Annotated in this window: 16 protein-coding genes and 1 other RNA gene; 8 read left to right on the top strand and 9 right to left on the bottom strand. The window is 35.4% G+C overall.

The features are described 5' to 3' along the window. From ACFSTE_RS20540 to ACFSTE_RS20525, 4 genes are all read left to right on the top strand, one after another. On the top strand, window positions 1-1562 hold a 1562-nt coding region (locus ACFSTE_RS20540), incomplete at its 5' end, for a T9SS type B sorting domain-containing protein (protein WP_378298359.1). A gap of 117 nt (window positions 1563-1679) precedes the next feature. Next, window positions 1680-2633 carry a PorP/SprF family type IX secretion system membrane protein gene (locus tag ACFSTE_RS20535; RefSeq protein WP_176029801.1) on the top strand — a complete coding sequence of 318 codons (954 nt, stop codon included), beginning with the start codon at window positions 1680-1682 and terminating at the stop codon, window positions 2631-2633. Window positions 2634-2644: 11 nt separating this feature from the next. Continuing rightward, window positions 2645-4609: an OmpA family protein gene (locus ACFSTE_RS20530; RefSeq protein ID WP_176029802.1), complete on the top strand. Its 1965-nt coding sequence runs from the start codon at window positions 2645-2647 to the stop codon at window positions 4607-4609. 86 nt (window positions 4610-4695) lie between these two features. Then, on the top strand, window positions 4696-5361 hold the full coding sequence (locus ACFSTE_RS20525) for a TrmH family RNA methyltransferase (RefSeq protein ID WP_378255478.1): 666 nt from the start codon (window positions 4696-4698) through the stop codon (window positions 5359-5361). 237 nt (window positions 5362-5598) lie between these two features. Here the strand turns inward: ACFSTE_RS20525 and ACFSTE_RS20520 are convergent, their stop codons facing one another. The 3 genes from ACFSTE_RS20520 to ACFSTE_RS20510 form a co-directional block, all read right to left on the bottom strand. Then, window positions 5599-6378 (bottom strand): carboxypeptidase-like regulatory domain-containing protein, encoded by a 780-nt coding sequence (locus tag ACFSTE_RS20520; RefSeq protein ID WP_176029804.1) that lies wholly within the window; start codon window positions 6376-6378, stop codon window positions 5599-5601. Between the two features lie 136 nt (window positions 6379-6514). Beyond that, the gene (locus ACFSTE_RS20515) at window positions 6515-8269 is read right to left on the bottom strand and encodes a DEAD/DEAH box helicase (protein ID WP_176029805.1); all 1755 of its coding nucleotides are present in this window, start codon (window positions 8267-8269) and stop codon (window positions 6515-6517) included. A 106-nt stretch (window positions 8270-8375) separates the two neighbouring features. Beyond that, window positions 8376-9425, bottom strand: a complete 1050-nt coding sequence (locus tag ACFSTE_RS20510; RefSeq protein WP_378255476.1) for a glutaminyl-peptide cyclotransferase — start codon at window positions 9423-9425, stop codon at window positions 8376-8378. Between the two features lie 89 nt (window positions 9426-9514). Here ACFSTE_RS20510 and ffs point away from each other — a divergent pair. The 3 genes from ffs to fsa all read left to right on the top strand — a co-directional run bounded on the left by ffs (window position 9515) and on the right by fsa (window position 11278). Then, window positions 9515-9613: signal recognition particle sRNA small type (gene ffs, locus ACFSTE_RS20505), an RNA gene on the top strand. Between the two features lie 112 nt (window positions 9614-9725). After that, window positions 9726-10547 carry an SDR family oxidoreductase gene (locus tag ACFSTE_RS20500; protein ID WP_176029807.1) on the top strand — a complete coding sequence of 274 codons (822 nt, stop codon included), beginning with the start codon at window positions 9726-9728 and terminating at the stop codon, window positions 10545-10547. Window positions 10548-10624: 77 nt separating this feature from the next. Continuing rightward, window positions 10625-11278, top strand: a complete 654-nt coding sequence (gene fsa, locus ACFSTE_RS20495; protein WP_176029808.1) for a fructose-6-phosphate aldolase — start codon at window positions 10625-10627, stop codon at window positions 11276-11278. Between the two features lie 188 nt (window positions 11279-11466). On the opposite strand, the gene ACFSTE_RS20490 is transcribed toward fsa, so the two are convergent. Then, window positions 11467-12897, bottom strand: coding sequence for a TlpA family protein disulfide reductase (locus tag ACFSTE_RS20490; protein WP_378255473.1), 1431 nt, complete (start codon window positions 12895-12897; stop codon window positions 11467-11469). 159 nt (window positions 12898-13056) lie between these two features. Between ACFSTE_RS20490 and ACFSTE_RS20485 the strand changes: the two genes are divergently transcribed. Then, the gene (locus ACFSTE_RS20485) at window positions 13057-14679 is read left to right on the top strand and encodes an ABC-F family ATP-binding cassette domain-containing protein (RefSeq protein WP_176029810.1); all 1623 of its coding nucleotides are present in this window, start codon (window positions 13057-13059) and stop codon (window positions 14677-14679) included. A 54-nt stretch (window positions 14680-14733) separates the two neighbouring features. Here ACFSTE_RS20485 and ACFSTE_RS20480 read toward each other — a convergent pair whose 3' ends face one another. From ACFSTE_RS20480 to ACFSTE_RS20460, 5 genes are all read right to left on the bottom strand, one after another. Next, the gene (locus ACFSTE_RS20480) at window positions 14734-14931 is read right to left on the bottom strand and encodes a hypothetical protein (protein WP_176029811.1); all 198 of its coding nucleotides are present in this window, start codon (window positions 14929-14931) and stop codon (window positions 14734-14736) included. 21 nt (window positions 14932-14952) lie between these two features. Then, complete coding sequence (locus tag ACFSTE_RS20475) at window positions 14953-15666, bottom strand: hypothetical protein (RefSeq protein WP_378255471.1); 714 nt, start codon at window positions 15664-15666, stop codon at window positions 14953-14955. A gap of 189 nt (window positions 15667-15855) precedes the next feature. Next, window positions 15856-17718, bottom strand: coding sequence for an outer membrane protein assembly factor BamB family protein (locus ACFSTE_RS20470; RefSeq protein ID WP_378255469.1), 1863 nt, complete (start codon window positions 17716-17718; stop codon window positions 15856-15858). 263 nt (window positions 17719-17981) lie between these two features. Continuing rightward, window positions 17982-20408 carry a phenylalanine--tRNA ligase subunit beta gene (gene pheT, locus ACFSTE_RS20465; protein WP_378255467.1) on the bottom strand — a complete coding sequence of 809 codons (2427 nt, stop codon included), beginning with the start codon at window positions 20406-20408 and terminating at the stop codon, window positions 17982-17984. Window positions 20409-20541: 133 nt separating this feature from the next. Next, complete coding sequence (locus tag ACFSTE_RS20460) at window positions 20542-21879, bottom strand: hypothetical protein (protein ID WP_378255465.1); 1338 nt, start codon at window positions 21877-21879, stop codon at window positions 20542-20544. Between the last annotated feature and the right edge of the window lie 423 nt (window positions 21880-22302).

Below are 22302 nucleotides of genomic sequence, written 5' to 3'. Positions count from 1 at the left end.
TAGATTACCCGACTCCAGGGGATCCAACGTCTATGACGGATGCAGATGGTGACGGATTAGAAGATAGTCTGGATACGATTGACAGTGGTAGTGGAGCAGGAGAGATTACTACAGGTACAGCCTTACCGAATCCTGATAGTGATGGTGATGGTGTTCCTAATACTGCAGACTTAGATAGTGATAATGATGGTATAACAGATATAGCAGAAAATGGAGGAGTTGATGCAGATGGCGATGGAGTTTTGGATGATCTTAGTGATGTTGATGGCGATGGATTTGCTGATAGTGTTGATACGGATGATAATACGGTTGCAGGTACCAACGATGGAGGTACTGCTTTGATAACAAATAATACAGATGGCGATTCAGTACCAGATTACCTGGATATTGATAGCGATAATGACGGTATTCCTGATAATGTAGAAATACAAACTACAGACGATTATATAGCTCCTACTGGAACAGATACAGATAATGATGGTATTGATGATGCGTATGATATAGATAATGGAGGAACTGCTATTATAGCTGTAGATACTGATACTGATGGAACGCCAGATTATTTGGATTTGGATTCGGATAATGATCTCGTAACAGATGCTCTGGAAGCTGGGTTTACAGTAGCTGTTTCAACTACTGATGCTGATAATGACGGACTTCTTGATGCGTACGAAGGAGCAGATGTAAATGATGGGTTTATAGTAAATGATGAGTTAACCAATGGAGCTTCGGATACACAAAATACAGATAATGAGGATAATGTTGATTTTAGAGATATAGATGATGACAATGATGGAGTAAATACATCTTTAGAAAATTATGACGGCGATAGTGATCCGGTAAATCAGGATTCAGATACAGATGGAATACCAGATTATTTAGATGAAGATGATGATGGTGATGGTATTGATACAATTGATGAAGGAGCGAATCCGGATAATGATGGAGACCCTTCTACAGGAGACACATTAAACTCTGACGGAGATAGCTTCCCTGATTATTTGGATATAGATGATGATGGCGATGGAGTAAATACAGAGTACGAAATAGATGCTAATGAGGATGGAAGCATACCGGATGATACGGATAATGATGGGATTCCTGATCATTTAGATATAGATGATGATGGCGATGGAGTAAACACCATTGATGAAAACTCAGATCCGAACGGAGATGGTAATCCAGACGATGCATTAGACGATAATAATGATGGAATACCTAATTATTTAGAAACTCACGGGTTAGATGGTACAGCAGAAGATGGGATTGATATACCTACAGGAATTTCTCCAAATGGGGACGGATATAATGATCGATTGAGAATATTAGGGATAGAAAATGTAGACAATACATTGAGTATCTATAATAGATGGGGAGTGAAAGTATATTCGGCAGATAATTATGGAAGAAATGATACCTTCTTCGAAGGAAAAAGTAACGGAAGAGTTACAATTGGAAAAGATGAAGAATTACCTGTAGGAACATATTATTATGTCTTGGAATATGTTGCTCCAAGTGGAGAACATAAACAACGATCCGGATATATTTATATCAATAAATAGGTAAATATAAAATGATTTTCTGAGCAGATAAATGAAGAGAATTTGTAAATAATTAAAATACATAATGTAACTTGTTAACACCGTAAAACGTTGTTTTTTAGAAAAAAATAAAAACAAATGAAAAAAAAATATATAATTATTATTGCCATATTGCTTTTTGCCGCCGAACACATTTATTCACAGCAAGATGCCCAGTATACCCAATATATGTATAATACCATTAGTGTGAACCCGGCATATGCAGGAAGTCGGGGAGTGATGAGTATCAGCGGTCTTCATCGAAGCCAATGGGTAGGGCTAGACGGAGCTCCTCGTTCGCAGACCTTGTCGATGAATACCCCCGTAGGGGAAAGTAATCGTGTGGGGCTTGGTATTTCGATAGTTAATGATGAGATAGGACCAACACAAGAAACCTATTTTGATATTGATTTTTCCTATACGATCCCTACTTCTGATGTGGGAAAACTAAGTTTTGGGTTAAAAGCAGGAGGTCATTTGTTAGATGTGGATTTTCAGCGATTGAGTAAGTTCGATATTAATGATCCTAATTTTGAAAACAATATAGATAACAAATTTAGCCCTAATATTGGAATCGGATTTTACTATCATACCAATCGTTTCTATTTAGGGTTAAGTGCTCCAAATTTATTAGAGACAGAGCATTTTGATGAGAGCGCTACTGTAGGAAACGATGACTCTTCAACCTTTGTCGCTAAAGAACGTATCAATTATTATTTAATTACCGGACATACTTTTGATTTAAGCGATAATGTAAAATTTAAACCAGCCTTATTGACTAAGTTGGTATTTGGAGCTCCGTTACAGGTAGATTTATCAGCTAGTTTTTTACTATACGAAAAAGTAAGTCTTGGAGCAGGTTATAGATGGGATGCTGCATTGAGTGGTATGGTTGGATTTCAGATTTCAGATGGTTTGATGGTTGGTTTTGCCTATGACCGAGAAACCACAGAATTAGGAAAAGCGGTATTTAATGATGGGAGTTATGAAGTATTACTGCGATTTGAACTCTTTAAGAAATATAATAGAATGTTAACACCTCGGTTCTTTTAAAAAACGGGAAGATGATGAATTTATATACGTATTTAATTTTAGGTTTATTGGTGACGATTCCTCAATTATCAACCGCTCAGGAGAAACAACTGCATAAAGCAGATGAAAAATTTGAGCAATATGCATTTGTCGATGCCAGAAAAATTTATTTAGAGGTGGCAGAAAATGGATATACTTCTTCTGATTTATATAGGAGATTGGGGGATTCTTACTACTTTAATGGAGAGCTAGAAGATGCTTCAAAATGGTATGAGCGTTTACTGTCAGAATATGAGCAAGAAGTAGACCCTGAGTATTTGTTTCGTTATGCACAGAGTTTAAAAAGTGTTCGCCGGTACGATGAATCTGATCAGGTAATGGAAAAATTTAATGCATTGACTAATGCAGACACCAGAGCCTCAAACTATATGAGTTCCAAAGATTATCTAAATTTTATAGAACTACAGTCTGGTAAGTTTGATTTGGTGAAATTGGATGTCAATTCCAAGGATTCAGATTATGCACCTAGTTTTACAAACCAGGGGACTTTAGTATTTGCTTCTTCTCGATTTGGAAATTCGATGACCAAGACATTACATGAGTGGAATGAAATGCGTTTTCTGGATTTATTTTCTTCCAAAATAGGAGAAGATAACAGTTTAGAGGCTCCTGAGAAGCTAAAAGGACGTATTAATACAAAATTCCATGAATCTTCAACTTCATTTAGTAAAGATGGAAAAACAGTATATTTTACCAGAAATAATTATACGAAGAGACGTTTAAAAGCTAATTCAGAAGGAACTACTTTGTTAAAGTTGTATAAAGGAACGTTAGAAGGAGATAAATGGAGCAATATAGAAGAATTACCTTTTAATGGGGATGAGTACTCGGTGGCACACCCTGCCTTAAATGCTGATGGTACAATCTTGTATTTTGCTAGTGATATGCCTGGAAGTAAAGGCCTATCAGATCTATATAAAGTTGCTGTTCATGAAGACGGAAGTTATGGTACTCCAGAGAATTTAGGAGATCTGATTAATACAGAAGGACGCGAAACATTTCCTTATATCAGTGATTCAGGTAGGTTGTATTTTGCCAGTGATGGTCATGTTGGATTGGGAGGGTTAGATGTTTTTGTATCAGTTCCTGAAGAAGGTGCTTTTTCTGTGCCATATAATGTTGGTCGACCAGTTAACGGACCGGAAGATGATTTCTCTTTTGTGTTAAATGAAGAAACGAAAATAGGCTATTTTGCCAGTAATAGAAATGGAGGGAAAGGAAATGACGATATTTATAGTTTTAAACAAACAGATGAATTAATAACCAGTTGTAAGCAATATGTAAAAGGAACAGTATTAAAAAAATCAGATGGTTCTATTGTAGCAGATGCAGAAGTGGTGCTGTTAGATAATAATAACCAGGAAATAAACAGAACCAGAACAGATACATTTGGAGCATATAAGTTTAATGTAGAATGTGCTTCTTCCTATATTGTCAGAGCTTTAAAAGAAGATTATAAACCTACAGAAAAGAGTTTGGTAACAACAGAGGTGTTAGAGTATTCATACGATGTACCATTAGAAATAGGAGATAGTCTATTAGAGGTAAAAGAAGTAAATGAAGGAGATGATTTAGCAAAACTATTAGTGTTATCTCCAATTTATTTTGATTTGGATAAGTCCAGAATCCGAAAAGATGCAGAGATAGAATTACAAAAAATTATTGCAGCGCTAAAAGAATATCCTCAATTAAAAATAGATGTTCGTTCTCATACGGATAGTAGAGCGAATGATGCTTATAATCTGGCATTAAGTAATAGAAGAGCTAAGAGTACCATCGCCTATATTATCAAAAAAGGAGGAATTGATCCATCGAGAGTCACAGGTAGAGGGTATGGGGAATCGGAATTAGTTAATTCATGTACCAATGGAACTCCGTGTAGTAAAGAGAAACATCAATTAAATAGAAGAAGTGAATTTATTATTGTAAAGAAATAAATCCTATTTTTGTGAATATTTAGAAGAATAAACACATATATGTATAACGCCGCTAGTATTAGTGGCGTTTTTTTAAATTCTGTAATATGATAAATCATGAGTTACTGGAGTATTTGGAATCTTTTCTAACCCCGAGAAGGCTGGCACTATATAAAGAAGTATTAGAAAAAAGAACAAATCATTTTACAGTAGCAGTTGAAGATGTATATCAGTTACATAATACCAGTGCAGTAATACGAAGCTGTGATGTTTTTGGGATTCAAAATATTCATGTAGTTGAGGAGGTAAATAAGAAAAATATTGATAGAGAAATTGCTATGGGAGCTCAGAAATGGGTTGATATTAATAGATATACATCTGTCAAAGAATGTATTGCCAACTTGAAAAAACAAGGGTATCAGATTGTAGCGACAACTCCTCATGAACATGCAGCAACAATTCAACATTTTGATGTTACAAAACGCGCTGCTATTTTTTTTGGAAGTGAACTTAGAGGGTTGAGTGATGAAGTAATCCAGAAAGCTGACTCCATGCTGCATATCCCTATGTATGGATTTACGGAGAGCCTGAATATTTCTGTTTCGGCAGCAATTATTTTACAATACCTATCCGGAGAAATGAGAAGTAATAAAGAGATCAACTGGCAATTAACGGAAGAGGAAAAATGTAGTCTTAGAATGCAATGGGCTAAAAATACGGTCAAGAGCTATGAGCAAATTATTCAGCGATTTGATGAAGATCAAAAGAAATAGAATGTTGTTACTCCTTTCCTGATATGTAATTATGTGTCATTTTAAAACAAATTAAATATTAGAGGTGCTGGAACTAACATGGAAACATTTAGACTAGTAATTGGAATTATCTTATTTTTAGTCAAGTTAATTTTATATCTCTACAAAACACAGCGGAAAGGAACTCCATTATATTAAAAATCGGCACAGATTAAATAATCTGCACCGATCTTAGTTATTTTTCTTAAGGAAATCAGTTTATTCCCGGTTTAGTGTTTTGTATTCTTCATAGCACTCACTAATAGCATCCAGAATTTGCAGGTCATTGGCAAACTTTATAAAATCCGCAGAGTAATTACAGTTACGTAAGATCTCATCAATATCTACCCGTTCTACTTGTAGTAAAGCCTGTAGCATTTCTCTGTCGAACTTATTTTCTAATAAGTTTCGAATTTCATCGTCCTTTTTCATTTTTCTCAGTTTCTTTAGTTCTTTAGAACGTTTACTAAACATATTATAGAGAAAATCGGCAGGATTAAAAATGGCACTCAGGACTTTATTAACCGCTCCGGGTTGTTTGCTACCTCCTTCATAACCAGAATTCAATCCGGAAATGCTATAGCGGTAGTTGTTATATACAGGTATTTTTTTTGCGTCAATCTCCAGATATCCAGTTAATTGTATTTTAGAAACAACTACTTTTTCTAAAGCAATACCCAGTTCAGTCATTTTTATTTTTACATCTCCGAATTTAATCCAGTCATTGGTTACTCTGACTTTTAAGGGTTTGTATCCGATATACGAAAAGTATAAAGTATCATTAACCTTAGCGGGAATGGTAAAAGCACCATCAGCATCTGTAATGGTTCCAATAACCTGGCTGAGATTGACAATATGTACATTTTCCAACTTTACATCATTTGCAGCATTGAGAACTTTTCCGTGAATTTCATGATTCTCAGGAGTTTCAGTAGAAGTCTCTTGTGCATATAGTCCAATATGAGATATAAGAAATAAGATGTAAAAAAGTTTTTTCATACAGCTGTTCAATAATTTAATAAGTACTCACCAGGTGAGACGTTGTAACTTTGGATTTTCCCAATAGTCAATAGTTATTTTATCGGAGCTCAATAAGCAAATCCTGAGCTCGTTTCTTGTGTAATCTCATAAGAGCTTACTTTCGATCATTACGTCTTCTGCGATCTCTTCTGCGACCTCCACCATTATTTTTATCCTCATTTCTCCTTCGGTCCCGACCTTTAAAACCTTCACTTCTTCTGCGACCCTTAAAGTTTTTTCCTTCCCCTCCGCCATTTCTTCTTTTTCCTCTGTTTCTTCGGGAATCTTTAGAAATTTCTACATTAACCTTTCTTCCTTCTAAGGTGTAATTATCAAAAACCTCCAATACTTTATCCTGTAATTCGGAGCCGGTATTGAAGAAAGAGAAACTTTCTTTAACATCAACACGATTCACCCCATCTCTACCCAGATCTAAAGCTTCTTTGAGGAAATCTTTTAGTTTCATCCAGTCAAATCCGTCTTTCTCACCTACGTTGATAAAATAACGGGTAGAAGACTCTCTGTCATTATAATGATCGCGATCAGAAACCGTATTGAGATCTTTTGCGTTTTTGTAATAATTGTGAAAACGCGAAAATTCAACAGAGAAAAACTTTTTAATAAGTTCTTCTTTACTAAATGCTTCCAGTACTTCATTAATAGAAGGCAGGTAACTGTCAATCTCATGATTGATCTCTGATTTACTAATATCATTCGCCAGGTGAAATAATTGAACCTGACATATTTCTTCTCCGCTGGGAATCTCTTTCTTTTCAAATGATTTTTTGATGATTCGCTCTACGGATTTGATTTTTCGTATTTCACTTTTAGAAACAATTACCATAGAAACCCCACTTTTTCCAGCTCTTCCGGTTCTACCACTTCTGTGAGTATAGGTTTCTATTTCATCAGGTAACTGATAATTGATTACGTGGGTTACATCATCTACATCAATCCCTCGAGCAGCAACATCTGTAGCTACTAACATTTGTATTTGTCTGTTTCTAAAGCTTTTCATTACAAGGTCACGCTGATTTTGACTCAGGTCTCCATGTAATGCAGCTGCATTATATCCGTCTTCAATTAAGTTTTCTGCAACTTTCTGTGTATCTCTTTTAGTACGGCAGAAAATAACAGAAAAGATATCAGGATTGGCATCAGCTAACCTTTTTAAGGCGTTATAACGATCTCTGGAGTTTACTACATAATACTCATGAGATACATTTTTAGACCCTGTATTTTTATGACCTACGGTAATTTCTACCGGATTAGACATGAATTTTTTAGCAATTGTTGATACCTCTCTAGGCATAGTAGCAGAGAATAGCCAGGTGTTTTTATCCTGTGGAGTATGTGATAAAATGCTGTTGATATCTTCATAGAATCCCATATTAAGCATTTCGTCAGCTTCATCCAATACACAGTATCCGATATTAGAAATATCAACCATCTTCCTGTTGATCATATCCTGCATACGCCCTGGAGTAGCAACAATAATTTGTGCGCCACGTTTGATTTGCTTTGCTTGTTCAGTAATACTGGCACCACCGTAGATTGCAACAGTGTGTAATCCCGAAATAAACTTAGAGTAATTTTTTAATTCATTTGCTATTTGCAAACAAAGTTCTCTGGTAGGAGATAAGATTAACCCTTGAGTAATTCGACTACTGCTGTCTGTCTTTTGGATTAATGGAAAACCAAAAGCCGCAGTTTTACCTGTTCCAGTCTGAGCAAGGGCAACAATATCGGTCTCTTCTTCTAATAGGATAGGGATTGCCTTTTCCTGTACCTCACTTGGAGATTCAAACCCCATATCATTCACAGCCTTTATAATAGACTCATCCAGACCTAACGCTTCAAATTTGTTCATATAAAATAAATAAGCTGCAAAGGTACGCTTTATTCTCTGTCTACAATAATAACGAGCTATTAATTATGATGTTGCATGAAAATATTGGCTCTTTTTCTTCAAAAGCCTATTTAAGAATCTTAATTTCAAATAGTTTATCCCAATTTTTACCAGTTACAAATAATTGTTTGGTCTTCTTATTGTAGGCAATTCCGTTTAGTACATCAAGCTCTGGGTGTTGGCTTACCTTCGCACGTAAACCAGATAAGTCGATCACCGCTTCCAATGCCCCATTAGAAGGATTGATCACCGCAATTCCATCTTTCTGCCAGGTATTGGCATATATTTTTCCTTCTATCCACTCGAGTTCATTGAATTTGGATTTGACACTTTTATTAGTGGTAACTTCTATATATTCTTTTTCGGCAAGTGTTTCGGGATCGAGAATCCATATTTTTTCTGTTCCGTCACTTTTGTAGATTCGGGTACCATCATTGCATAATCCCCAACCTTCTTTACTTTGATTATATCCAAAATCTCCTTTTTTTTCTAGTGTGGCTAGGTCGTAGATAAAACCAACTCTTTTTTTCCAGGTTAGTTGAATGATTTTATTGTTAAGAATCGTAATTCCTTCGGCAAAATATTCTTTAGAGATATCTTTTTTAGCAAGGATCTCTCCAGTAGTATATGCTATTTTTCTGAGTGAGGAGCTTCCGTAGCGTCCAGTACTCTCATATAAAGTATCGTTATAGAATTCCAAACCTTGTACAAATGCATTTTTGTCGTGCGGATATGTAGCTACAATTTCATAAGAATATAATTTAGGAGCAGTCTTGTTTAGGATAATCACATTTTTGGTAATGCTTTGTTGAGTACCTTCAAAATATACAGTCGCCTTTAACTGATGATTCCCTAATTTTCTATCTGTAGTTTTAAAAGAAAAAGAAGTATTGGAGGTACTTTCTATTTTTGTATCTCCTAAAAAGAAAGAGGTAGAGTCAATTTGAATATTTTTTTTGTTCGTAATACTACCTTTTATAGTCTCTCCAGCCTTAAATTTTGAGTTTTTTTGAGCTAAAGACAAAGAAAAATAATTTTTTTTCTTGTCCGGATTACTTCCACAAGAAAACAGGAGTAAATTTAATGTTATGAGGGCTAATAGGTTACGTTTTTTCATTGAGTTTAATATTATGCAAAGCAAGATATTTATTTTAATTGAGTTTAAAAAATGGTTGTAAAATATAGGAAAGGTTGTATATTTGCACCCGGCAAGTCCTACACAACTAGCTCCTGTTGAATCCTCCAGGGCGGGAACGCAGCAAAGGTAGACGGTTGTAGCAGTGTGATGTAGGTAGCTTGCCTTTTTTTATGCAATAAAGTTTCTATCTTCTTTTCTTTCGTGCTTGTTTTTTAGTATCCCGTATTTTCTTTTGATTTCTCCTTTAGAAGCATTAAAAAATGTCTGATATTTGTAGCCATGAATAAAAAGGCTAAGCAAAAAGTAGTACTCATTACCGGAGGATCTTCGGGAATAGGGAAATCGGTAGGAGATTATCTTACGAGTTTAGGAATGATTGTTTATGGAACAAGTCGTAATCCTGATAACTATAAGAAGACTTCTAATTTTGAGTTGCTTAGACTGGATGTGGCAGATGTTGATAGCATTGTATCGGCAGTAAAAGCAGTTGTAGATCAAGAAGGGAGGGTTGATGTACTGATCAATAATGCAGGAGCAGGAATTACAGGACCTATAGAAGAAATTCCTGAAGAAGAAATCATAAAGAATTTTACTACTAACTATTTCGGGCCAGTCAATGTGATTAAGGCAGTGTTACCCCAGATGAGGAAGCAACGATCCGGATTGATTATAAACGTTACCTCTATTGCCGGGTATATGGGATTGCCTTATAGGGGAGTATACAGTGCTTCAAAAGCAGCTCTGGAAATAACTACCGAAGCATGGAGAATGGAGCTGAAACAATTCAATATTCAAATGACGAATGTGGCTCCTGGAGATTTTGCGACCAATATTGCAGCTGGAAGATACCACGCTCCGGTATTAGATGGCTCTCCATATAAAGAAGTATATGGAAATACATTAAAACTGATGGATGATCATGTCGATAATGGGAAAGATCCGCTGGAAATGGCAAAGGCAATGTATAAGATTATAAATAGTTCGAGTCCCAGGGTACATTATAAGGTAGGGGAGTTTATGCAGAAGTTTTCGATTGTCCTTAAACGGATATTACCGGATACGATATATGAAAAATTAATAATGAATCATTATAAATTGTAATTTTAATGACTGTGCGACAATGATTATTTATATATTCGCCGAGTCTAAGAAAAAGTTATAAATCTAAACACAACAGCATGAAATTTTTTATTGATACAGCGAATCTGGACCAGATTAAAGAAGCACAGGATTTAGGAGTGCTAGATGGAGTAACGACGAATCCTTCTTTAATGGCAAAAGAAGGGATTACAGGAAAAGAAAACATTATCAATCACTATAAGAAAATATGTGATATTGTAACCGGAGATGTTAGTGCAGAAGTTATCTCTACTGATTTTGAAGGAATGGTTCGAGAAGGAGAAGAGTTGGCAAAATTGGATGATAAGATCGTTGTTAAAGTTCCTATGATAAAGGATGGAGTAAAAGCAATTAAATATTTTAGTGATAAAGGAATTAAAACAAATTGTACATTGGTATTTTCTGCAGGACAAGCTTTATTGGCTGCTAAAGCAGGAGCTACATATGTATCGCCATTTATTGGTCGTTTGGATGATATCTCTACAGATGGACTTAATCTGATTGCTGAGATCCGAATGATTTATGATAACTATAATTTTGATACGCAAATTTTAGCAGCTTCAGTACGTCATACAATGCATGTTATTGACTGTGCTAAAATTGGGGCAGATATTATGACAGGTCCGTTATCTTCTATCGAAGGGTTGTTAAAACACCCATTGACAGATATTGGTTTGGCTAAGTTTTTAGCAGATTATAACAAAGGAAATTAAGCCAGATACAGGTTCTTATTATAAATAAAACCTCCCTATTTCGGGAGGTTTTTTATATTGTAAATGATCCTGTACATCCAGTGATGATTGGCAAATAAAAGTTTTTTATTGATAAAAGCTTTAGAGGAAGATTGTATTTGTTCTTAATGTTGTTTTTTTATTGATATAAAGAATCAATGATATGACTGTTACAAGTTACCTTGTTGTTTTAGTTCTTCTTTTAATTGCGTTGAGAACAAGTTAGATCGGGCGTTAATGATTTTACCATCCTGATCTACAAGTATGACCTGGTTTCTATAATAAATAATTAAGTCTTCGGAAGAACATTTAGGAAATCTGAAAGCAAATTCTTTATTGAGATCGTATTGGTTTCTCTGAATGGTTCTTCTCCAGTTACTATTGTATTCTTCATCAATATTGATCCCAATAAATTCAGTATGAGGAAACTGTTTTTCTAACGCAGCTGCTTTTTTATGAGCTTTTAGGTAGAGGTCTCTATGTTCTTGTAGCGACCAAAAATAAAATACAGTAACTGGTTTTTTTAGTAAGGAAGTAAGCGGGATAATCTCTCCTTTATGTGTTAATAAGTCCTGTTCTGGAATACTGCTTCTAGGTCTTAACCGGTATGCGGCTTTTGCTAGTTTTTTTAACTCACGTTGGTTGTTTTTGTTATTACTTTTTGACAGGAAGTACTTCAGAACTTTATTAGAAGCAATATCATCTTCTGAATTTAAGATATAACGCTTGGTAATGGCTCTGAGTAGATTGTCTTTTATATAGGGTTGATCAATAAGGCTATCGACCAGGTTTATTTCATATTTGGTTATTCCCAGAGAGTTTCTGTTTATCAGACCTCCTTTGGTATATTTGGTATAGGCAGCATTAGTCAGGTAATTGCTTAAGAAACGATTGTACGAATATAAATTGGATAGTACGAGATCGTTAAAATCTACTTCCTTTTGATAATTGAAGAAATCTTTGGGTAAATCTGTGATAGAATCCAGATTTGTAATTCCGTAATGTTTGTAGAAATAGATTTCGTACCTGGAATAAAAATCATAAGTAAAGCTGGCTTTTGTTATTTTTTTTGCCAGATCGCTAAGTGTATTTTTTGCAGCAAATTGATCGTGTTTGTTTAACCGCTCTTTTAGTAGATATTGTTGTTTTTTGCGAAAATCCTCAGGAGAAAAATTAAAGTAATACCGGTTTAGGTTTTTTCGTTCTTTTTCATTCTGAAGGAACATGTCTATCAGGAAATTATTTTTTTTTGCCCCATCTCCTGTGAAGACCAAAGATTCATCAAACTCCAGTGTATTGAGACGTATCAAGGTGCTATCTCCTTTTTCCAGAAGTACAATCTGATTCTCAGGGCTGTGGTAAAAAAGGTATGCTCCTTCTTGTAGGCTGTCCATTTTGTATAGGAATCGATTGTTTTTATCCAGATATATAGTATCTCCTTTTCCATATTCTCTGTAAAGAATGATATAATGAGAATTAGGGTTGACAATTTCCCCTCCAAAATAGGTGCTTTCTCTGATTTCTTCTTTTTCTGTTCCACAACTATAAAGTATCAGAGAAAATAATATACAAATATAGAATCTTATTTTGAGGGTGAGCATTTGTTTGTTAATTAGTGCACTAACCTACAAAAATAGAGCTATACATATTGTATGCAGTTAATAATATGTTAATTCTGTATTTGTGTACAGAATGTTTTAGGGTTTTGTTTGATTTGTCTACTTTTGCCGAAAAATTAAACTCAATAGAATTTATACAACATGTTATCAGTTTCTAATCTTTCTGTTCAGTTCGGTAAACGCGTCTTGTTTGATGAAGTGAATACTACCTTTACACAGGGTAACTGCTATGGTATTATTGGTGCTAATGGAGCAGGAAAATCTACTTTTTTAAAGATACTTTCTGGGAAAGTGGAACCAACTTCCGGTCATGTACATCTGGAACCGGGAAAACGAATGTCAGTATTAGAACAGGATCATTATGCATATGATGAGTATACAGTATTAGAAGCGGTGATTATGGGTAATAAACCGTTGTATAAAATCAAAAAGGAGATGGATGAGATCTATGCCAAACCTGATTTTAGTGATGCTGATGGGGAGCGAGTGGGAGTACTTCAGGTGCAGTTCGAAGAAATGAATGGGTGGAATGCAGATAGTGATGCGGCATCAATGTTATCCAATCTGGGGATTAAAGAAGATCTTCACTACACCAAGATGGCGGATTTGGACACTAAACAACGTGTTCGGGTTCTACTTTCTCAGGCATTGTTCGGTAATCCAGATGTATTGATTATGGATGAGCCTACCAATGATCTTGATTATGAAACGATCACCTGGTTAGAAAACTTCTTGGCTAATTATGATAATACGGTAATTGTGGTGTCTCACGACCGTCATTTCCTTGATGCAGTGTGTACACATATTTCAGATATTGATTTTGGAAAGATCAATCATTATAGTGGTAATTACACATTCTGGTATGAGTCTTCTCAGCTGGCAGCGAGACAACGAGCACAGCAAAACAAGAAAGCAGAAGAGAAGAAAAAAGAATTACAGGAGTTTATTGCACGCTTTAGTGCTAATGTTGCAAAATCAAAGCAAGCGACTTCTCGTAAGAAAATGATAGAGAAATTAAACATAGAAGATATCAAGCCTTCTAGCAGAAGATATCCAGCAATCATTTTTGAAAGAGATAGAGAAGCAGGAGATCAAATTCTGAATATTAGCGGATTGGAGGCAAGTGTAGATGGAGAATTGTTGTTTAAGGATGTAGATGTTAACCTGAATAAAGGAGATAAGGTTGTTGTTTTCTCAAAAGACTCAAGAGCGACAACAGCTTTTTATCAGATTGTAAATGATAAGCAAAAAGCTGATGCAGGAACTGTAGCCTGGGGAGTAACAACTACACAATCATACTTACCGGCTGATAACAGTGAGTATTTTGGAAGTGATCTCTCTTTGGTGGATTGGTTACGTCAGTGGGCAACTACAGAAGAAGAAAGAGAAGAAGTATATATTCGGGGATTCTTAGGAAAGATGATTTTTAGCGGAGAAGAAGCTTTGAAAAAATGTAATGTGCTATCAGGAGGAGAAAAAGTGCGTTGTATGCTGTCAAAAATGATGATGACCCGTGCCAATGTGGTAATGTTGGATGAACCTACAAACCACCTGGATTTAGAGTCAATTACAGCGTTCAATAATGCGTTAAAGAAATTTAAGGGAACCGTATTGTTTACTACTCATGACCACGAATTTGCACAGACAGTGGGAAATCGTGTTATTGAATTGACACCTAAGGGGGTAATTGATCGTTACATGGCTTTTGATGAGTATATGGGAGATGCCAAAGTAAAAGAATTACGAGAAAAAATGTATTCGTAATACCTGAATTAAAAAGAAAGAAAATGAAAGGGCTACTTATACAGTAGCCTTTTTTTATTGTTTTTTATTAGAGAAGTATTTGACAATAGAATACCCTCCATAGATAATTACTGCGACAGTAAAAAAGGCTCTGAAATTCCATTCTCCTCCGTTATTGATTCTGTTATACAGCCTGAAACTTCCAAAAATGACTAATGCAAAGCCAATTAATAAGTCCCAGTGTTTTCTCGGTTGTTGATTGTTTTCTTCCATAGGAACGAAAATACTAACAAATTATGAATTATAGAATTTACTATTCCAGATTGCGGGATTGAAATTTTTTCCTAGAGCAAAACCATAAAAAAGAGCTATGGCTGCAATCCATTTAAAAACAAATAGAAATACGATAACAGTTTGTGAATGAGAAGGAGTCTTGCTAAAGAGTCCTATAGGAATAAAATAAGTAGTTATAACACTTAAAAGAAAAATTAACAATACTAGATTCTCAAGGCTTTTGAAGGACCATACTAAAAGTTTTCTCGCAGGATGAAGATCGTTTCCCCATTTGTGAATCAGGTAGAAATAATCATTCCCTATAGGAGTAAACAGCAGGGGGTCATCTTCATTTTCTAATTTAAACATTTTAGAAGGAGCTATAATTTTATACCCTTCAATAGTGGTTTGATGTTCTCTTTCTAGAGTTTTTATAATACGAATAGCTTCAGGAGGAAGTGCTCCTTTAAAGTATTCAGTATCTAAAAAGCGAAGACGATAGTCAATGCATATTTTTTTTATTTGATCGATATAATAAATGCGATTAGTATCCAGTAAATCAAAGTTAAAAATGGTTTCACGGGCAGTAGAAGCAAGTGTAGCTGCAATTCTGTCTTCTCTTTTTGCTTCGCGAACAAAAATAGCTTTTACTTGCTCTTCCCAGCTGTCTTCATTGAATTCACGAGCTCTTACCTGAGTAAGTTTTTCATGGATATTTGTCCTTTTTAGTAGCATACGATGCAGCTTTATAGTATACTAAGGTACGTATTTTTGAGGGGGAAATCAATGGGTAAAGAAAGCTTTAACAACTAGAAGAGGTGAAATGTTAACTTCTTGCTAAGAAGAAATGAAGCCATAAGTGTTTAAAAAAAGCACTGTCATTATGGAGACAGTGCTTTTGTTTGTTGGATTGTCTGTTTGATATTAAAACTGATGTGCAGATATCAAATGATTCTTCTCATTGATGAATACAACATTGTCTATTTCATCAATAAAATAATTGGGAGTTTTATCTAGTAATTCTATTTGAGTATCAATGGCTCCGGTCTTTTTGTTAATCATATAAATATGATGTTTAGTAGGGGCATTTTCTGATTTTATTTTTGCTACGATAAATTTGTGCCCCTGAATCGATTTAGAATTAAAAAAACGTTTTTTGGTAACTTCAAAAACAGGGGTCATACTACTACTGTCCGGACCTGTGTATAATCCAGCAACAACGGATTCCTCTACAACTGCATCTGTTTGATCATTGGATACGCGTAATGCTCCTCCTGATAAGGAAGACAACATTTTTATATTGTCCAGGTTTCCTTTGATATCCAGGTCAACTCCAGCAATATTAAGCCCTAGTTGTGCTACTTGTACCAGTCCTCCGATAGAAGAAGGAGGATCAAAATATTTACTGTACTTAACAGCTCCGTCAGGAGTTAATAAAGAGATGTGTTGAGGTGTTTGGATAAGGTATCCAGCTCCGGCTACATACTCAGCCATTAAAGGGGTTTTTCTCTTTACATTTTCCAATTCGATATCTTGCGCAAAAAGATCAATTTTTCCAGAAGATAAGTCAAATTTGTATCCTTTTTTATTTTCAAAAAGCATTACCTTTTTTTCTTGCTCATCAAAAGTAACGGCAGGAATGCTTTTGAACTTTACATCTTTGTCCCATACATCTTTTCCTTTGTCGTAATCGAGGATGTTAGAACGCTCGGTAGATACATATAATACTCCATTTTCTGTAGGGGTAATGTAGTAAGCATATCCTTTTACTTTACTGGTCCATATTTTCTTTCCGTTAGGATCTACTAAAGATATAGTTCCGTCTTTTTCGTCTTTCCCAATAGCAATTAGTCCTTTTTCATGAGGAATTACTTCATCCAGGTAATCAATTTTAAAACTCTTTTTCCATTTAAACTCATTTGTTTGTGGATCGATAATGTTAAACCCTTCTGTCTCAACCAGGATGAGGTTATTGTCTTTATCTGGACGTACATCGATTAATGTTCCTCGTAGTTTTAGTTTTCCAGGAGTGATATCTTCTCCTGTAGCAGGTTGTAATACTTTTAGGGTTTTTGCTTTTTTTACTCCAAGGTATAGGCTGTTATTTTTTTCAGAGTATACTAATGCTTTTATTTTTTTATTAGCCTCATGTGTCCAAACGATAGCACCGGTCTCTGCATTGATCGTATATATCTTTTCTTTAATTCCCAGAATTAAGTTGTTTTCTTTGCTAAAATAGGGACCTTGATTAATAAAAGATCCTGAGAAGTATTTTTGGATAAGTCCTTTTGACTCTCCAAGATCTGCAACCCATTTTTTAGACCAGCTTTCCAGGCTAAAACACATTAGTTTTCTTGTTTTGTCTTTTAGGAGTTCAAAAAGGATGATTTTATTATCCGGATAGAGGGAGAAATTTTTTATTCTAGCTCCTTCATCTTTGGTATCGTATACGATATTTCCGTTACTGGAATTGATGATTATTCCACGAGTTTTTCCTGCAATGGGAACATATTCAATGTAGAAAAGAGGAAGACCATCTATCGTCAGAAAAGTGTTTTTGTCAATAGCTTTGAGTTCTTTGTTGTGCCATATGATTTCTCCGGTGGCATTGTTCATGGCTAATAAACCTTTTGCACCCGAAGCAATAATATATCCATCATTGGATTGTTTGATCCAACCTACTTCATATAATTGTTCTTTTAGGTTGACTTCCCATATTTTTTTTTGAGAATAGATAGTAGGGACACTACTCAAGATAAGTAGTGCTATTAGTATGATTTTTTTCATAAAAATATAGCTGATAATGTTAAATTTTGTTAAATATCTACTGTTTTTTTGATACTACAAAATTTCGTCAGCTTTATAATGAAGAAAGTGTAAAATAGACATGTCCATTTATAAAAAAGCAAGTTATAAAGTCTTTATAACCTGCTTTTTTTGAGTACTACGTTGACTCGATTATCGTGATATCCTACTTCTCGGAGAGTTTTGAAGTAGGATTTATTTTTTAGTGTAGCGCCTTTTGTTTGTATCAAAGCGGGCGTATTGTTCTATCGTAATTCTGCTCCTAATTTATTTTCAAAATTGTGAAGCAGTTTATTCATTACCTTATCAATTTGCTTATCTGTCAGGGTTTTCTTTTCATCCTGAATAATAAAGCTTACCGCATATGATTTTTTCCCTTCAGGAAGATTTTTACCTTCATATACATCAAACAGATTAATGTCTTTCAACAGTTGTTTTTCTGTTTGTTTTGCGATGGTATGAATCTCGGCAAAGGTAACTTTGTTGTCTAATAGTAACGCAAAGTCTCTTCGAACTTCAGGGAACTTAGGAATATCTGTGTACTTTATTTTGGTACGTTTTGCTACCTCTAAAATATTATCCCAGTTAAAATCAGCAAAGAGTACTTCCTGATTAATAGAAAAATGCTTTAAGACTGTTTTTTTGATCATACCGAATTCTACTAATTTGGTCTTGCCAATGCTTAGAGCAAGTCCTTCAGAGAATACGTCATTTTTTAGAGGAGTCGTTCTGGCATTATTGATACCAAGTCGTTCTAATGTTGCCTGAACAATTCCTTTTAAGAAAAAGAAGTCACTTTTTTGTGTAGGAGTGTTCCAGTTTTCTTTGTGCTGATTTCCGCTAATGATAATGCTAAGATGTTTGTTCTCTATACGCTTATCATCATATGCGTGATATGTTTTTCCGAATTCAAAAAGTTTGATATCGGATCTTTTTCGATTGACATTATACGATACAGCTTCCAGACCTGAGAAAAGCATGGATTGCCTCATCACTGATAAATCATTACTTAGCGGGTTGAGCATATTGACGTTATTATCCGCTTGTAGATCTTCACTCAATTCGATATACGCAGGTGAAGTAAGTGAATTAGCCATCATTTCATGTAACCCTTTTGCCGCTAATAGAGATGATATGGTTTGCTGCACACTGTGATCAGAAAATTTGTCTGAATTAGAGATAGAGGCATTTAATTTTTGAGTGAAATTAATATTGTTATATCCATATACTCTCAGGATTTCTTCGATGACATCAACCTCTCTTTGGACATCATTTCTATAGGAAGGGATTGTGAGCCCGATTCCACTTTCAGTTACATTGTTTACTTTAATATCCAGTGATGTGAGAATACTCTTGATCGTTTCTCTTGGTAATTCTTCTCCAATTAATTTTGTAGCGTTGTCGAAAGAAAGAAATACCTGATAATCTTCAATTTTTCTTGGGTATAAATCGATAATATCACTGGTGATATCTCCTCCTGCCAATTCCTGAATTAACAGTGCTGCTCTTTTGAGAGCGTATTCTGTTATATTCGGATCAATTCCTCTTTCGAATCTAAAAGAAGCATCGGTATTTAATCCGTGTCTTTTAGCTGTTTTTCGAATACTTACCGGGTTGAAATAGGCGCTTTCCAGGAAAATGGAAGTAGTATTTTCGGTCACTCCCGAGTTAATACCACCAAAAACTCCGGCGATACACAGTGGTTTATTAGCATCACAGATCATTAAATCTTCTTCGTGTAATTCTCGTTCTACTTCATCAAGGGTAGTGAATTTTGTTCCTTTGGCTACTGTTTTTACTTCGATTTTATTTCCTTCAATTAATTGAGAATCAAAAGCATGTAATGGTTGTCCTAATTCGTGTAATACATAATTAGTAACATCTACTACATTGTTTTTTGGAGTAATTCCTATGGCTAACAATCGATGTTGTAACCAGGCAGGAGATTCTGCAACTTGTAATCCAGAAATAGTAACACCACAGTATCTGGGAGCTAACTCTTTATTGATAACATCGATATCTATTTTGTGCAATCTGTTTTCTACTCTGAAATTACTCACAGAAGGAGTGATTAGTTCCAGTTTGGTTCCTTGTTGTTGTAATCCTGCTTTTAGGTCTCTGGCAGTTCCCCAGTGACTCATTGCATCAGCCCGGTTAGGAGTTAAACCAATTTCGAAAACAGCATCATTTTCAATATTAAAAATTTCAGAAGCCAGCGTCCCTACAGGGATATCGTGATCGAGTACCATAATTCCGTCATGACTTTTTCCAAGACCTAATTCATCTTCGGCACAGATCATACCATGGCTTTCTTCTCCTCGGATTTTTCCCTTTTTGATCACCCATTCTTTTCCATCTTCATCATACAGTTTGGTACCAATCGTGGCAACTGGTACTTTCTGACCTGCTGCAACATTAGGAGCCCCACAAACAATCTGTAATGGTTCTGTTTCTCCGATATCTACACGGGTTATTTTTAGCTTATCAGCATTTGGGTGTTGGCTACAGTTCAAAACATGACCTACTACTACTCCTTGTAATCCTCCTTTTACACTTTGGTAGGAATCAATTCCTTCGACTTCTAGTCCTAGGTCAGTTAGTAATTCTCCTGCTTTTTCTGCTTCCCAATCTAGCTTGATAAACTGCTTTAACCAGTTGTATGAAATTTTCATTTGTGAACTTTCTGAATTTAGTTGGTAAAGATACTATATTGAATACAGCTGACAAACTGCAACTAGTGTAGATTTTAAAAAAATAAAGAAAATGTCGAAGCGAAGAAAAAGGAGGGTAAATTCAAAAATCGGATTAGTTATTTCGCACTCTGAACGTTATTTTTCTATTGGTAATAATAGTGGTGATTCCTAGCCCTAAGGTAAACCGGGTATTATCAGTAAATTGGTTAATACCTGCGAAACTAAATACCCCACTTCCAATCGCTGTAGCATTTCCTATAGGAAGCTCATCACTGAATGTACCATCATTATCCGTATCGATAATCAACCGCAAATTGGCAGCAGTAGCAGCAGGAATTCCCGATAAATCGAATCGAAGATCAATAGCACCTACATCTATAGCTGTCCCTCCTGTATTGGATTCACTGATTCGCCAGACCCTGTCCAGTCGTGTACGAATACCTCCAGGGATATCAGCTGTGGTGTTGAATTCTAAGGCAGCATTATCATGCCCCCACATAAAAAACTCATTATTTCCCAGGTTTGTAGGGTTGAGTACCCGTACAATTCCGGTACCCTGGGCATCTGTATGAAGATGAGTAGCGCTAATTCGACCGATCCCTGCCACATCATGATCGTAATTTCCTGCTGTCGCATTATCCTCATTAAAAACATCATTCACAGATAAGGCAAAATTATATTTGGCAGCCAGATAGTTATGAATAATGATCTTTTGTGCATCATTAATAACTGTATTAAACATGATAACCTCTCCGATGTCTCCGGAAAAATAATAATTAGGAGTTCCTTCGTTTCTTCCGGCACCAACCCGAATAGGTCGAGAAGGATTAGATGTCATTACATGAGAGCTTGTCGAATTGATTGTCCCGTTGACAGCTAATCGTTTTCCATTGGCAGCATTTTGATATTCGATCATCTGAGAAGCCCAATTTCCTGCGGTAGAAACTCCAGATGAATTTACCTGCCAGGGACCACTGGCTCTTCCGGTCCAGAATTGCCATATATTAGAGTTAGGGGTAGCGTACAATATAAAACCGGCAGTCGGTCTTCCTCCAGGATCATCTCTATTGGAGATAACCGCTTTATATCGATTTGTAGCTGTAACTCTCGTAGCGGAAAAAACAGTGAAACTTGCAGGAGTAATTGCAGCTGTAAACGGTCTTTCAAAGTATTGGGAAGTCCCGTTAAAATTAAATGCAGGGTATCCGTTGATCGCCGCAGACATAAATGTAGCCCCGTTTCCTGCCGATAAATTAAAATTGTTCCCGGAGTTATCGCCCCAACTGTTTAATACACTCCCATTGGTTCCTGTCATCGTATTAGCATCTAACCAAAGGACAAGAGATGAAGTTCCATCATTGGTACCAACTCCTCCCGGACCTGTTTGAGCGAGTCCAAAACTATGGATACAAAGTATAGATATAAAAGAGCTAAGTAAATACTTTTTCATATTGATTTATTAGTAGTACATCAACCGGAAAATTAATAGGGGGGTATGGTTTTTCACTAAGAATGATCCCGCACTAGATCCGATTGTAAGCAAATTACTTAAAAAAAAGTAAAAAGCTGTTAAAACGAAGCGATAAGTTAATGGGGAATTCAGAAAAAACGCTGTGTATAAAAGATATTTCGATTCCTCTTTGTAAAAGGAATATGAGAGAAATCATAGGGCTGTTTTTACTAAATATTTATGGAAGACTCTTCGAAATGTATAAAGACAGAAATTACTTGTTAAAAAATGAAGAGTTATTTAGTAAAGTACATTTGTTTTTTAAATTAAAATTATGGTATTATTACAATATTGGTTAATTTGTTGTAAAATTCCTATAACATTTCTTTGATTTGGCTGTTTTTGTGGAAAATATTCAATATT

The sequence above is a fragment of the Aquimarina hainanensis genome, assembly GCF_042684685.1.
GTDB classification, from domain to species: Bacteria; Bacteroidota; Bacteroidia; order Flavobacteriales; family Flavobacteriaceae; genus Aquimarina; species Aquimarina hainanensis.
Note: the sequence above shows the minus strand (reverse complement) of the source record. Positions and strands in the feature narration are given on the sequence as shown.

What these genes read in the sequence shown, in the direction of transcription:
- ACFSTE_RS20535 (WP_176029801.1), top strand. Translation starts at nt 1,680, where the DNA reads ATGAAAAAAAAATATATAATTATTATTGCCATATTGCTTTTTGCCGCC.
- ACFSTE_RS20530 (WP_176029802.1), top strand. Translation starts at nt 2,645, where the DNA reads ATGATGAATTTATATACGTATTTAATTTTAGGTTTATTGGTGACGATT.
- ACFSTE_RS20525 (WP_378255478.1), top strand. Translation starts at nt 4,696, where the DNA reads ATGATAAATCATGAGTTACTGGAGTATTTGGAATCTTTTCTAACCCCG.
- ACFSTE_RS20520 (WP_176029804.1), bottom strand. Translation starts at nt 6,378, where the DNA reads ATGAAAAAACTTTTTTACATCTTATTTCTTATATCTCATATTGGACTA.
- ACFSTE_RS20515 (WP_176029805.1), bottom strand. Translation starts at nt 8,269, where the DNA reads ATGAACAAATTTGAAGCGTTAGGTCTGGATGAGTCTATTATAAAGGCT.
- ACFSTE_RS20510 (WP_378255476.1), bottom strand. Translation starts at nt 9,425, where the DNA reads ATGAAAAAACGTAACCTATTAGCCCTCATAACATTAAATTTACTCCTG.
- ACFSTE_RS20500 (WP_176029807.1), top strand. Translation starts at nt 9,726, where the DNA reads ATGAATAAAAAGGCTAAGCAAAAAGTAGTACTCATTACCGGAGGATCT.
- fsa (WP_176029808.1), top strand. Translation starts at nt 10,625, where the DNA reads ATGAAATTTTTTATTGATACAGCGAATCTGGACCAGATTAAAGAAGCA.
- ACFSTE_RS20490 (WP_378255473.1), bottom strand. Translation starts at nt 12,897, where the DNA reads ATGCTCACCCTCAAAATAAGATTCTATATTTGTATATTATTTTCTCTG.
- ACFSTE_RS20485 (WP_176029810.1), top strand. Translation starts at nt 13,057, where the DNA reads ATGTTATCAGTTTCTAATCTTTCTGTTCAGTTCGGTAAACGCGTCTTG.
- ACFSTE_RS20480 (WP_176029811.1), bottom strand. Translation starts at nt 14,931, where the DNA reads ATGGAAGAAAACAATCAACAACCGAGAAAACACTGGGACTTATTAATT.
- ACFSTE_RS20475 (WP_378255471.1), bottom strand. Translation starts at nt 15,666, where the DNA reads ATGCTACTAAAAAGGACAAATATCCATGAAAAACTTACTCAGGTAAGA.
- ACFSTE_RS20470 (WP_378255469.1), bottom strand. Translation starts at nt 17,718, where the DNA reads ATGAAAAAAATCATACTAATAGCACTACTTATCTTGAGTAGTGTCCCT.
- pheT (WP_378255467.1), bottom strand. Translation starts at nt 20,408, where the DNA reads ATGAAAATTTCATACAACTGGTTAAAGCAGTTTATCAAGCTAGATTGG.
- ACFSTE_RS20460 (WP_378255465.1), bottom strand. Translation starts at nt 21,879, where the DNA reads ATGAAAAAGTATTTACTTAGCTCTTTTATATCTATACTTTGTATCCAT.